Source organism: Pelagovum sp. HNIBRBA483, from assembly GCF_040931995.1.
GTDB lineage: Bacteria > Pseudomonadota > Alphaproteobacteria > Rhodobacterales > Rhodobacteraceae > JAEPMR01.
In genome coordinates, this window is sequence record NZ_CP162412.1 from 2,813,757 (window position 1) to 2,825,380 (window position 11,624).

Sequence of the window (11,624 nt, forward strand, 5' to 3'; positions counted from 1 at the left end):
CTACTCGCCGGTAGTGCTTCCGAGCGCCCGCAGGATCGCATCCCGGTAGACGTTCTCTACAGGCAGTGTCACATTGTTAAAGGCTTCCTGCACCTTGTAGACTGTCGTCGAATGATTGAGCGTGTTTTTCAACGGAACCAAACTTTCGGGGGCAGGCTTGTCCGGCATGTCATAGTCGTACACGGCGAAGGTGATCGACGCGGGCTGAAGCGCATATCGGATCAGGCTTTCCTGACCACCTAGTCGTTCCATGATCCGTTCGAAAACCGGCGCAGGACACACAAAGAACAGACCACTGCGGCACAGTTCCTCACGTTGCAGAATCTGCCCTTTATAAATCAACTGCGGCAGGATGCGTTTGGCGACATTTTCCCAATTCAGCCCGGCCGTTGTTTTCTCAATCGAGCGATCTGTCTTGAGTGCATCATAGCCTGGGCGATATGTGCCGGTCGTATCAATCGTCTGCACCTCAACCGCTACAAACTCGATCAATTCGCCCTGACTGCTGAGTTTCGCCAGTACCCAATCGACAAAGTAGCCGCCCTTTTTCGACTTTTGCGGCAGGCGGAGTTCACCGCCCCAGCCCTTGCCGAAAACGGCGACACATTCTTCCTGATGATCAATCGAGTGCTTTACGGCATCGCGCCCCGCAACCAATTTTAAGTTGGAGCCAAATACCCGGTCGGCAATATCGGACAAAATACGGTAGTCGTCGGCATATAGGCGGATCGGACAGCAGATCACCGGCTCGCTGGTGATGGGTTTGATCGCGCAAACGCCCGACACCACCCCATCGTTAAAGCTTTTCTGACAAGTATCCCCGCTGATTGGGCAGGTTTCCGTATCCGCAGCACGCTTCGCAACGTCGGACGCATCATCTGAACGATACCCAAAGAACTCGAAAATTGTTGCGGCCATGTTGTTACGAAACCTTCCGCGTGCGTCCACTCAATTCCTCAAGGACACCGCGGATCGACCGCCCAATCGCAGCGGCCAATAGCGACGGAACAGCATTTCCAACCTGCTCGTACTGTTCGACGCGCGAACCAACGAAGCGGTAGCTATCTGGGAATGTCTGAATTCGCGCCGCTTCTCTGACAGTGAAGCAACGATCTTGCTCATAGTGGAAATAGGCGCCCCAATGGGGATCGCATTTCGTCAGAATGGTCGATGCAAGGCCATCTGGCGCAACTCGACCGTATCGCTTGGTGTGATCAGAACGGCGCGCCCGTCTCATACCTTTCGGCAGCAGATCCTCGGGGATGTCTGTCCAGTTTCCCCCAGGCGGGATGAACGACATGCGCTTGATGTTAATTTCTCCGAGGCGCGGGGCCTCGTGGTTCAGGACACCCTTACTCCCGTTTCTCATGGCAGCCTGAAAATCATTCTGCGGCTTGGTCTTGTAGTCTTTGCGCTTCGCTCCGGTTTCCCCGTTCAAGAGGACGGGAAGATCATCAATCGCGTCACGCACACTCACGAAAGAGGGCAGCTCCAGGTTCTTTGGAAGAGCAACAATGTTCTTGCCCTCGAAGTTCGAGGTGAAATTCACTCGTAGAGGCGCATTACGAACTGGTTCGGGGAAGGCGCTAAGAGGATCTGCCTCATCCCCACGGATACCGATGATCACAGTCCGCCACCGGGTTTGGGGCACGCCGAAATGCGGCGCGTAGAGGATTTTCACATCCGCTCTGTATCCGTGCTGACCTAATGCCTGCAAGATTGCCTGCAAGGTGCCACCACCTTCGAACGAGACAAGACCGGGGACATTTTCGATCAGGACCGCCTTTGGCTCGAACTCATCCACAAAGCGCAAGAATTCGAGAAAGAGGCTGTTCCGTTCATCGTCCAACGACCGTTTGGGCGCATTGATCGAGAAGCCCTGACAGGGCGGGCCACCGGCCACAAGATCCAGCTCCCCCTTTTGCAGTCCCAACCGACGACGTACATCACCAGAATCAACCAAGCGAATATCTCTCGACTCAACAATGGTCTCAGGGTGGTTCAGAGCATAAGTCTCGGCATGACGAGCAACGATTTCGTTTGCATATAAAGACTTGAAGCCAGAAACGCGCAGCCCTTCAGAAAGCCCACCGGCACCTGAAAACAAGTCAATAGATGTAAATTGGGCTGCCAAGACGACTCTCCTCTTTTTGCGACGGCTCTATCATGCCTGCAGATAGCATGAAAGATTCGACAATGTCTTCCCTGTTTGTTCTCCTGCCTAACGTCTTGCCAACCGATCTGCGAGGTCTGGGTACTGCTTCGCCTTCAGTCTACGCCTCGGTAATCTAGGAGAATCTTCATATTTTGCATGTGCAGCGAATGACCGCATTGCGGGTTCCAGCCTCGGAATCCGAAAGCGATGGTAAACGGCAGCTTTGAGCCGCTCACGCCTGCACTTCCACCCGCTTCCGCGCCCGTGCAGCTGCACTCCGCTTTCCTAGCTCTGACATAGCCTGCCGAATGAGCTCCTTGCTCTGATCAAGCGCGTCCTTCGAATACGAAACCTCAGAGGCATCTTCGCGCCCAACCTGCTCCGCTTCTTCGCGGGCGACATGGGTTTCCACAACTGACGCCGCCAAAATTTCGCGCCTCTCTTCAGAACACCCATCCGTCTCCTCACTCGAAGCCGTCGGTCGATCACCCGCCACCTCATCCTCATCATCCGCCAACAGCCGATACAAACCCACTCCGATCACTCCCAGCCCAACCGCAGCCGCGACGGTTGGGTTGAATAGTGCGGGCAGAAATAGACCTAGGCCGGAACGGTTGGATGCAATGCTCATAGCGATTTACCTCATGTGGTTTTGAACGGTTGCGAACCGTTCCCAACGCCGTTCATCCAACGGTTAGGGCAACGGTTCCCAACCGTTACTTAGGGACGATTGAACCGTTTGAATCCCCCCAAAATTCGAAAAGCGACGCGGGTTTCGCTCACTTGCGCCAAGCCCCCTATTGCCAATCCGCAACAGGCGACTTTCTTCCGCTAGTGCTTCCGTGGTGCTTACATGCAAAAAATGGATTGCATTCTTGGATTCACGCAGCCGCACAAGTATTTGAATTTAATGAAAAATTTGGCGATCCCGCGAGGACTCGAACCCCGAACCTGCTGATTAGAAGTCAGCTGCTCTATCCAGTTGAGCTACGGGACCGCTGGCTTGCACATAGCGGCATCACGCCGCTGGCGGCAAGAGGCTAGTGGGTCCAAGCCCCACGGCGGTTAGTCGCGAAATTTTCGCCATAGCCCATCGTGCGCAGGTTCGGTTTGCGGGTCTTGGGTTCTTGCACCACGGCATCAATTCCGTGCGCCTCGGCATATTCGAGCGCAGCTTCCTTGCTGTCGAAGCTCAGCTTCACCTGGCTCTGCGTATCTCCTGAGGAGGTCCACCCCATCAGCGGATCAACCTCGCGCGCACTGGCGGGCGCAAATTCAAGGATCCACTTACGAGTTTTGGCAGTACCGGAAGACATCGCGGTCTTCGCAGGACGATAGATTCGTGCACGCATCACTTCACTCCTTGCTTGCCGCCTTATCCCGAAAACAGGCGACAGGATCAAGCGCGATCCACCGCCGACGTTTTGAGGAAATCTGGCAACTTCCTGCCCAATCCGCACCATTTCCGCCTCAGTCGCGCCACATTCTGCCTTTAACACGTTATGCGAGTGCGGCATCTACATGCGTACGAGTTCCGATTGTTTTGCTGCAACCCAATCACTCAAAGAGGTCTAACGACATGAAACCGTTTTCCCGTCATCTCATCGCCACCCTTGGCGTCTCTGCAATGGCTCTGCTGCCTGCAACGGGTGGCGTTTTCCTTCTCTCTGCAGATCAGGCCTTTGCGCAGGGCAAGGGCAACAGCGGCAACAACGGTAATCGCGGCGGTGGCAACCGCAGCGATCGCGCCGACGAGCGCGGCAACAAAGGCAATAACGGCAACAACGGTAACGGTAATGGCCGTGGCAACGGCAACCAGCCTTCCGCCAGCCAGCAGAGCGTCGATGGCGACGAAGGCTCCGAGGATGAAGGCAAGCCCGGTCGTGGCGCCATCGCATCCGAGCTGAAGGGCCTGAACGCCGCCCATGCCAATATCAACGCCCTGATGAACGCCTCCCCCAACAGTCAGGTTGGCCGTATCGCCAGCTACTATTTCGCGGTGAATGCGACCGATGACCTGCTCGCCGACATCGCGGCGGCTGAGGGTTATTTCGATGCCGAGACGCTCGAGAGCATCGCTGCATACGAAGACGCGATCGCGGCGCTCGACCCCGAAAGCCCCACATACGATGCCGAACTGGAAGCGCTCACCAATTCACTCAATAAGGTCTACGAAGATCTGATCACCGACCTCGACGCCGAGATCGCCGCCCTCGATACCGACGGCGATGGCATCGCCGACGACCCGACGAACGATCAGGCCCTTGCCGATCTGCAAGCCGAGCTGAACGCTGTAACGACCTACCGCGACGCCGAAACCCTCCTCGCCGAAGCTGAAGCCGCCGAGGGTGACAGCTACAATAATCTCGTCAGCGATACCCTCTCGGAGGAAGCATGGGCCGAATTCCTCAGCCTCCTCGGCCTCGACCCCGAAACCGAGCAACCGGAAATCGCGATAGAGGAAACCACTGAAGGCGACGGCGAAGCCACCGAATAACCCCTATTCTCCCAACCAAACCACCTTGAAGCGGCTCTCGGGCCGCTTCTTTTTTGTCCACCCCTTGCGGTGCGCGCGATTAGGCACAATTCTTAGCGCTCAGTTGCAGGAGAGCCCGATGCACAACAACCGCCCTGACGATTTGCCGATGCTTCATCGCAGCCCCGCCCAGCGCGATAAGCTGGAAGGCGGCAAGGCATTCGTCATGCATTCGGAGTTCTCCCCCGCTGGCGACCAACCCACCGCGATCAAGGAGCTGGCTGGCGGCCTCCGGCAGGGCGAGCGCGATCAGGTGCTCTTGGGCGCCACCGGCACTGGCAAGACCTTCACGATGGCCAAGATCATCGAGGAAACCCAGCGCCCCGCGATCATCCTCGCGCCCAACAAAACCCTCGCCGCCCAGCTCTATGGCGAGTTCAAAGGCTTCTTCCCTGAAAACGCTGTCGAATATTTCGTCAGCTACTACGACTACTACCAGCCCGAAGCCTATGTGCCGCGCTCCGATACCTATATCGAGAAAGAGAGCCAGATTAACGAACAGATCGACCGCATGCGCCACTCCGCCACTCGGGCGCTGTTGGAGCGCGACGACGTGATCATCGTGGCCTCGGTGTCCTGCATCTACGGCATCGGCTCTGTTGAGACTTACTCCGCTATGACGCAAGACCTCCATGTCGGTAAAATCTATGACCAACGGCAGGTGATGGCCGATCTCGTCGCGCAAACCTACCGCCGCAACGATCAGGCCTTCCAGCGCGGCTGCTTCCGTGTGCGCGGCGACAGCCTCGAGATCTGGCCCGCCCACCTTGAGGACCGCGCGTGGAAGCTTTCGTTCTTTGGCGAGGAGTTGGAAGCGATCACCGAGTTCGACCCCCTCACAGGCCAGCGCACCGACACGTTCGAACAAATCCGCATCTACGCCAATTCTCACTACGTCACGCCGCGCCCCACCATGCAGCAAGCGATCAAGGGCATCCGCGCCGAGCTGGGCATCCGCCTCAAACAGCTGGAGGAAGAGGGCAAGTTGTTAGAGGCCCAGCGCCTCGAACAACGCACCAATTTCGATCTTGAGATGCTGGAGGCCACCGGCGTTTGCAATGGCATCGAAAACTATTCCCGCTACCTCACCGGCCGCGCACCCGGTGAGCCGCCGCCCACGCTGTTCGAGTTCATCCCTGACGATGCCATCGTCTTTGCCGATGAAAGCCACGTTTCCGTTCCACAGATCGGCGGCATGTATCGCGGCGACTACCGGCGCAAGTTCACGCTGGCCGAGCACGGCTTCCGCCTGCCCTCCTGCATGGATAACCGCCCGCTGAAGTTCGAAGAATGGGACGCCATGCGCCCGCAATCGGTGTTCGTTTCCGCCACCCCCGCCGCATGGGAGATGGAGCAAACCGGCGGCGTCTTTACCGAACAGGTGATCCGCCCCACCGGCCTCCTTGATCCTCAGGTCGAAATCCGCCCGGTCGAAATGCAGGTCGATGACCTCTTGGACGAGGTGCGCCGCGTCACCTCTGACGGCTACCGCACGCTTGTAACCACGCTGACCAAGCGCATGGCCGAAGACCTCACCGAATATATGCACGAGCAGGGCATCAAGGTCCGCTACATGCATTCCGACATCGACACCATCGAACGTATCGAAATCCTCCGCGATTTGCGTCTCGGGGCGTTTGACGTGCTGATCGGCATCAACCTCCTGCGCGAAGGCTTGGACATCCCTGAATGCGGCCTCGTCGCCATTTTGGATGCCGATAAAGAGGGCTTCCTGCGCTCCGAGACGTCCCTGATCCAGACCATCGGCCGCGCCGCGCGGAATGCCGATGGCCGCGTCATCATGTATGCCGACCGTATCACCGGCTCGATGGAACGGGCGCTGCGCGAAACCGATCGCCGCCGCACCAAACAGATCGCCTATAACGAGGAACACGGCATCACCCCCGCCACCGTGCGCAAGAATGTCGATGACATCCTCGCCGGCCTTTATAAGGGTGATGTGGACATGAACCGCGTCACCGCCAAGATCGACAAACCGATGCATGGCGCCAATCTCGAAGCCCATCTCGACGGGCTGCGCACCGACATGCGCAAGGCCGCCGAAAACCTCGAATTCGAAGAAGCCGCCCGCCTCCGCGATGAGATCAAGCGACTGGAAACGGTCGATCTGGTGATCAGCGACGACCCCCTCGCCCGCCAGCAAGCGGTCGAAAAGGCCGTGGATGACGCCGCCAAAGCCTCCGGCCGCTCCACAGCAGGCCGCCCCGGCATGCGCGGCGGCAACGTCAAGCGGCGGAAGCGGTAGCACCAAAGCCGTCGCGCGTGGCGGCAATCTCGCGGCCTAAGCCACGCAGTTTATTCCACCACATCCGCGAAACCTCGACCGTCGCACCAAACCCAACCCAAAAGCCGCCGCAGTGGGGCGCGACGGCTTTGGCGCGGCGGCTGCGCCTTGTCCCGCGCCTTTGGCACCAATCCCTCGCCACACAAACCCACGCCTGCTAAACTCACACAACCAAAGCGTGAGTCGCTCATGATCAGCCACACGACCGTCACCGCCGTCGCTCTTGCGATCCTGATCCCCTACATTGCCCGCGTGCCGGGCATGGCGGTTCACGGGCCGGACTGGCTCTGGTCCTATTTTCCGTCGCTGTTCGGCATCGCGTTCTTCGCGGCTTTTGCGGCCATCCCCGGTGCGGCGCTGGCATTTCTGGCGCATATGATGCCGCAGCACTCTTTCGCCTTCAGCCTCGGGGCGGCGGCGATGACGGTGGCGCTGTTTTTCCTGCATGCCTCGCTTGATCTCGCCTCGGATTCCACCGCCGCAATCGCATTGGTGATCTTCCCCTTCCTGGCGATGATCATGATGATCGGCGGCTTTGCCGTGGGCGTGGCCTCCACATGGCTCGCCACGCGCCGCCGCTAGCCGCAATTAAACTTAGTCGAAATCGAAAAGCTCTTCCAACCAGCCACCGCGCTTCTTGCGCTTTTTGTAGCCTTTGTCCCCATAGCCGCTGTCATAGCGCGGCTGCGCCTGTGGCATGGGCGCGGGCTGCACGGAGCGCTCGATGATCTTGTCCAATTCCCCACGATCCAGCCAGACACCGCGGCATGAGGGACAGTAATCCACCTCCACACCCGCGCGATCAGTCATTACAAGTTCGGTTCCGTCAATCGGACAAAGCATCGGCGTCTCCATTTGGTTTCATATGACACCGATGTGGGGCGCGACCTGCCCTCAGGCAAGCCCACCCGCCGACAATCTACATAAACGGTACGAACGGCATGCCACAGGCGCCCAAAGCGGTCAGCGCCGCCAATGCCAATAGAACCCGCATCTCGGATCTCCCCATCATTCCCATGCCGTCAGCCTAGCCCAGAGGGGCAGCTTCGAATAGCCCCATGATCTCGCTCAGCGGTTTCTTGATCTTCGCCGCTTTCGGCACAACCGCATCAGCCGCCGGATGCCCCGCGGCAATGATCATCACAGGCTTTTCCGATGCAGGCCGCCCCAGCATTCCGTTGAGGAATTTCATCGGATTAGGCGTATGCGTCAGCGCCACCAGCCCTGCCTCGTGCAGCGCGGTCAGCAGCACGCCCGTCGCAATGCCAACGCTCTCGGGTACATAGTAATTCTTGTAGCGCGTGCCGTCCTCAAAATTGCCCCAGCGCTGCGCAAACACCACGATCAGCCACGGCGCGATTTCCAGATGCGGCTTCTGATCGTCCGTGCCAATCGGCGCCAAAGCGCCGAGCCACTCATCCCCCGCCGCGCCACTGTAAAAGCGCCGCTCCTCTTCTTCCGCCTCTGCCCGTATCCGCGCCTTCAACGCCGGATCGGATATCGCGGCGAAGAACCACGGCTGGTGATTGGCCCCGCTCGGCGCTGTGCCAGCGGCAGCGATGCAATCGGCAATCACACCGCGCGGCACCGGCTTGGGGTCGAACTCCCGCACCGAATGCCGCTTACGCATATGGGTCAAAAACGCCACCGCGCGCGCCGCCATTTCCGCATCGTCATAATCGAACCGGTCCGGCAATGGCACCGGCTCGAATGTCAGTCCCTTCTTGGCAACCATCGCGCGCGCCTCCCTTTTGCAGGAAGCTGCGCCGCAACCCCGCGCTAGGCAAGCCCTATCGGATCACATGCACCGAACATTGCGCATGGCGCACCACCCGCGTTGTGGTGGACCCCAAAAGGTAATCTCCCAGCCCTGGTCGATGCGAGGAGATCACGATGCAATCCACATCATGCGCCTCGGCATATCCCAGGATCGAACGCCCTACTTGGCCTTCGATCACCGCCGTATCCGCATGGGGGAAGGCCTTTGCCTTTTCCTGCATTGCTGCTTCAACAGCATTGCGGCTGGCCGCGCGAAAACCCTCCGGCAGATAAGAAATCGCGTAGCCTGGCACCTCCTCCATCACATGCAGAAGCGTCACCTGCGCATCCGGCGGTGCCAGCCGCAGTGCCACCTCGATTGCCCGCGTTCCGTCATGCTCCTCGTCGAAAACGATTGGCACCAGAATATGCTTGTACATGGCATGTCCTCCATAAGATCTGACACAACTCTGCGCCGCATCCGAGAGCCGCGCCTTGATCCATGTCAGCTTTCGCAATGCTTGACTCGCGCAGCCTTCAGCGCGAAAAAAATGCCCGTCGGGGCCGTAGCTCAGTTGGGAGAGCGCGTCGTTCGCAATGACGAGGTCAGGGGTTCGATTCCCCTCGGCTCCACCACTTACCGCAGACTCAGTCGGGCTCCGTACAAGGCAGCATAATCGATGCCACCATGCCGCTCGTCTCGCCGCGTCTCAGCTCCAGCTTTCCGCCCATTGCATGTACATAAGCCTTCACAATGGTCAGGCCCAAACCTATCCCCGAAGTCGTGCCTAGCGCCTGCTCCAAGCGCTCGAAGGGTTTCAGCGCGGCATGACGCTCGGACGCGCTCAGGCCCATCCCGCTATTGGCGATGGCAAGCTCGCAGAGGTCGTCGCCGCTCTTGCGGATGGCAACAACGATCGTTTCCTCCGGCGCGCCATAAAGGGCCGCGTTTTCAAGGATCATCGCCAGCGCCCGCACAAACATCGTCGGATCGGCCAGCGGCACAACCGGATCATGCCATTCGGTCGCCACCTTGATCTTCTGCCGCGTCAGTACGCGCTCGATACGTTCGACCGCATCAGAAACCGCACGATCAACCGCGACAGGCAACGCCGCTGCCTCCAGTTCCCCCATATTAACGAGCGACAGATTGGCAACCTTGCGCACGATCTCCAGCAGGTCTTGCCCCGCCTCCTTCACCGATTGCGCATACTTGATCGCTGCTTCCTGCCCCGCGCCCATTTCCGTCAGGTGCATTTCAAGCAATTCGCCATAGCCGATGATAGAACTCAACGGCGTGCGGAACTCATGATTCACCATCTCCAGAAGGCGGCTCATGAACTGGCTATTGGCCTCCGATGTACGCAGCGCGATGCCGATATCTTCTGTCCGGTCCATCACCTGCTGTTGCAGGCTCTCGCGGTGTTTCTCTAGCTCGATCGCATGCAACCAGCGGTCCGTGACATCAACGATGCTGGCAAAATAGAAGGTCTGTCCCTCCAGCGACGTCGATGACAAGCCCACCTCGATCGGAAACAGCTGGCTGTTTTTCCTGCGCCCGCGCAGCACCTTCTTGCCACCCATTGGCCGTGTCTCCGGTGCGCGCGCATATCCCTGACGGTGCAGAATATGCATGGTACGCAGGTCATCCGGCAGCAAAACCTCCAGTTGTTGCCCGATCAACACCCCCTCATCATAGCCGAACATCGCATTGAGCGCCGGATTACAAAACTGGATGACCCCTTCCATGTCCACGATAACGACAGCGTAAGGCGCTACGCGCACAACTGAATCCATGAGCTTTGCGAGTTCAGCCATTCTTCTTCCGTTTTTAAAAAGCGTCTCACAATTTTGGCGGATAAATCCGTTTCCGGCAAGGCAGCGCAACCAAAACGGGAAATATAGTAGGTGAATAACAGGCTTGGAAACCGCCATAAACTGCATCACAACAAGGCGTCCGCAAAACTGACTATCCGCGAAGGAGCGCCCCATGACCACCACCTCGCAATTCGACGAAGACCTCTTTCTCAAGGGCCTCGAACAGCGCAAATCAACCCTCGGCGCCGAGTATGTCGAGAATAACCTCGCCGCCGCCGATGACTTCACCCGCCCCTTTCAGGAGGCGATGACAGCATGGTGCTGGGGCTTCGGCTGGGGCGACGATGTGATCGACGCCAAAACCCGCTCAATGATGAACCTCGCGATGATCGGCGCGTTGGGCAAAATGCATGAATGGGAACTGCACTGCAAAGGCGCGCTGAACAACGGCGTCACACCCGAGGAAATCCGCGCCATCATCCATGTGGTCGGCATCTATTGCGGCGTCCCGCAATCGCTCGAATGCTTCCGCGTTGCCCGCAAAGTGCTGGAAGAACGCGGCCTGCTATAGGGCACACACATCACAATGAGCGGGGCCGAACAGCGCCGCAGGTGCCGGCTCATCGCCAGACCGCCCCGTTGGGTTGGCGATTTGGTGAAGCTGGGTGGGTCGCTCAGCCGTTCCCCAACTGCGCCGCGCCAGCGCGTGATCCGGCACCGCTTGCAAATAGGCCTGCCCTTCGGCTTCGCTCACCGGCGCGCCTGCGTTCGGAGCACCAGTCCGGCTCAGGCACCGCTCCAGCGCCGCCTCGTCGGCCCATGTGGCCGATCCGGCTAGCGCCAGCCCCGCGCCCACTGCCATCACACCCAATGCGCTTTTCGCTTTTCCGGCCAAACCCATACTCAAAATACCCTTTATTTCATTTGTTGTTCACAGCTTAGCGCCAGAATGAGACTCGTCTACCCCGCCGAAAGAGGAGGAAACCTGCCGATTCTCGCCTTTTTGTGCCAAATGGCTGGCGGGAAACCGCCTGTTGCGCTCTAACTGCTCT

At 58.8% G+C, this 11,624-nt stretch carries 13 protein-coding genes and 2 tRNA genes; 5 read left to right on the forward strand and 10 right to left on the reverse strand.

Features of this window, described 5'->3' with window-relative positions:
• From AB1E42_RS13785 to AB1E42_RS13805, 5 genes are all read right to left on the reverse strand, one after another.
• A complete protein-coding gene (locus AB1E42_RS13785; protein WP_368344812.1) occupies positions 1-948 on the reverse strand; it encodes a NotI family restriction endonuclease in 948 nt (315 codons plus the stop codon).
• Positions 923-2,134: a DNA cytosine methyltransferase gene (locus tag AB1E42_RS13790; protein ID WP_368344813.1), complete on the reverse strand. Its 1,212-nt coding sequence runs from the start codon at positions 2,132-2,134 to the stop codon at positions 923-925. The genes AB1E42_RS13785 and AB1E42_RS13790 overlap by 26 nt, the downstream gene beginning before the upstream one ends.
• A 253-nt stretch (positions 2,135-2,387) precedes the next feature.
• The gene (locus AB1E42_RS13795) at positions 2,388-2,786 is read right to left on the reverse strand and encodes a hypothetical protein (RefSeq protein ID WP_368344814.1); all 399 of its coding nucleotides are present in this window, start codon (positions 2,784-2,786) and stop codon (positions 2,388-2,390) included.
• 289 nt (positions 2,787-3,075) lie between these two features.
• Positions 3,076-3,152 (reverse strand) — tRNA-Arg (locus tag AB1E42_RS13800).
• Between the two features lie 43 nt (positions 3,153-3,195).
• On the reverse strand, positions 3,196-3,507 hold the full coding sequence (locus AB1E42_RS13805) for an ETC complex I subunit (protein ID WP_368344815.1): 312 nt from the start codon (positions 3,505-3,507) through the stop codon (positions 3,196-3,198).
• A 227-nt stretch (positions 3,508-3,734) separates the two neighbouring features.
• On the opposite strand from AB1E42_RS13805, the gene AB1E42_RS13810 reads away from it, so the two are divergent.
• The 3 genes from AB1E42_RS13810 (at position 3,735) to AB1E42_RS13820 (ending at position 7,578) form a co-directional block, all read left to right on the forward strand.
• On the forward strand, positions 3,735-4,652 hold the full coding sequence (locus tag AB1E42_RS13810; protein WP_368344816.1) for a hypothetical protein: 918 nt from the start codon (positions 3,735-3,737) through the stop codon (positions 4,650-4,652).
• Between the two features lie 118 nt (positions 4,653-4,770).
• Complete coding sequence (gene uvrB / locus AB1E42_RS13815; RefSeq protein ID WP_368344817.1) at positions 4,771-6,957, forward strand: excinuclease ABC subunit UvrB; 2,187 nt, start codon at positions 4,771-4,773, stop codon at positions 6,955-6,957.
• Between the two features lie 228 nt (positions 6,958-7,185).
• Positions 7,186-7,578, forward strand: a complete 393-nt coding sequence (locus AB1E42_RS13820) for a hypothetical protein (protein WP_368344818.1) — start codon at positions 7,186-7,188, stop codon at positions 7,576-7,578.
• 12 nt (positions 7,579-7,590) lie between these two features.
• Here AB1E42_RS13820 and AB1E42_RS13825 read toward each other — a convergent pair whose 3' ends face one another.
• The 3 genes from AB1E42_RS13825 to AB1E42_RS13835 all read right to left on the reverse strand — a co-directional run bounded on the left by AB1E42_RS13825 (position 7,591) and on the right by AB1E42_RS13835 (position 9,194).
• A complete protein-coding gene (locus AB1E42_RS13825; RefSeq protein WP_368344819.1) occupies positions 7,591-7,839 on the reverse strand; it encodes a zf-TFIIB domain-containing protein in 249 nt (82 codons plus the stop codon).
• Between the two features lie 184 nt (positions 7,840-8,023).
• On the reverse strand, positions 8,024-8,731 hold the full coding sequence (locus tag AB1E42_RS13830) for a nitroreductase family protein (RefSeq protein WP_368344820.1): 708 nt from the start codon (positions 8,729-8,731) through the stop codon (positions 8,024-8,026).
• 55 nt (positions 8,732-8,786) lie between these two features.
• A complete protein-coding gene (locus tag AB1E42_RS13835) occupies positions 8,787-9,194 on the reverse strand; it encodes a universal stress protein (protein ID WP_368344821.1) in 408 nt (135 codons plus the stop codon).
• A 120-nt stretch (positions 9,195-9,314) separates the two neighbouring features.
• Between AB1E42_RS13835 and AB1E42_RS13840 the strand changes: the two genes are divergently transcribed.
• Positions 9,315-9,390 (forward strand) — tRNA-Ala (locus tag AB1E42_RS13840).
• Between the two features lie 12 nt (positions 9,391-9,402).
• Here AB1E42_RS13840 and AB1E42_RS13845 read toward each other — a convergent pair.
• Positions 9,403-10,572 (reverse strand): ATP-binding protein, encoded by a 1,170-nt coding sequence (locus AB1E42_RS13845; protein WP_368344822.1) that lies wholly within the window; start codon positions 10,570-10,572, stop codon positions 9,403-9,405.
• A 172-nt stretch (positions 10,573-10,744) separates the two neighbouring features.
• On the opposite strand from AB1E42_RS13845, the gene AB1E42_RS13850 reads away from it, so the two are divergent.
• A complete protein-coding gene (locus AB1E42_RS13850) occupies positions 10,745-11,143 on the forward strand; it encodes a carboxymuconolactone decarboxylase family protein (protein ID WP_368344823.1) in 399 nt (132 codons plus the stop codon).
• Here AB1E42_RS13850 and AB1E42_RS13855 read toward each other — a convergent pair.
• The gene (locus AB1E42_RS13855; protein ID WP_368344824.1) at positions 11,138-11,473 is read right to left on the reverse strand and encodes a hypothetical protein; all 336 of its coding nucleotides are present in this window, start codon (positions 11,471-11,473) and stop codon (positions 11,138-11,140) included. The two genes, AB1E42_RS13850 and AB1E42_RS13855, sit on opposite strands and share 6 nt — an antisense overlap.
• Positions 11,474-11,624: the final 151 nt, after the last annotated feature.

Coding starts and splice junctions, on each gene's coding strand:
- AB1E42_RS13820 (WP_368344818.1), top strand. CDS start 7,186: ATGATCAGCCACACGACCGTCACCGCCGTCGCTCTTGCGATCCTGATC.
- AB1E42_RS13810 (WP_368344816.1), top strand. CDS start 3,735: ATGAAACCGTTTTCCCGTCATCTCATCGCCACCCTTGGCGTCTCTGCA.
- AB1E42_RS13835 (WP_368344821.1), bottom strand. CDS start 9,194: ATGTACAAGCATATTCTGGTGCCAATCGTTTTCGACGAGGAGCATGAC.
- AB1E42_RS13845 (WP_368344822.1), bottom strand. CDS start 10,572: ATGGCTGAACTCGCAAAGCTCATGGATTCAGTTGTGCGCGTAGCGCCT.
- AB1E42_RS13805 (WP_368344815.1), bottom strand. CDS start 3,507: ATGCGTGCACGAATCTATCGTCCTGCGAAGACCGCGATGTCTTCCGGT.
- AB1E42_RS13855 (WP_368344824.1), bottom strand. CDS start 11,473: ATGGGTTTGGCCGGAAAAGCGAAAAGCGCATTGGGTGTGATGGCAGTG.
- AB1E42_RS13825 (WP_368344819.1), bottom strand. CDS start 7,839: ATGCTTTGTCCGATTGACGGAACCGAACTTGTAATGACTGATCGCGCG.
- AB1E42_RS13850 (WP_368344823.1), top strand. CDS start 10,745: ATGACCACCACCTCGCAATTCGACGAAGACCTCTTTCTCAAGGGCCTC.
- AB1E42_RS13830 (WP_368344820.1), bottom strand. CDS start 8,731: ATGGTTGCCAAGAAGGGACTGACATTCGAGCCGGTGCCATTGCCGGAC.
- AB1E42_RS13795 (WP_368344814.1), bottom strand. CDS start 2,786: ATGAGCATTGCATCCAACCGTTCCGGCCTAGGTCTATTTCTGCCCGCA.
- uvrB (WP_368344817.1), top strand. CDS start 4,771: ATGCACAACAACCGCCCTGACGATTTGCCGATGCTTCATCGCAGCCCC.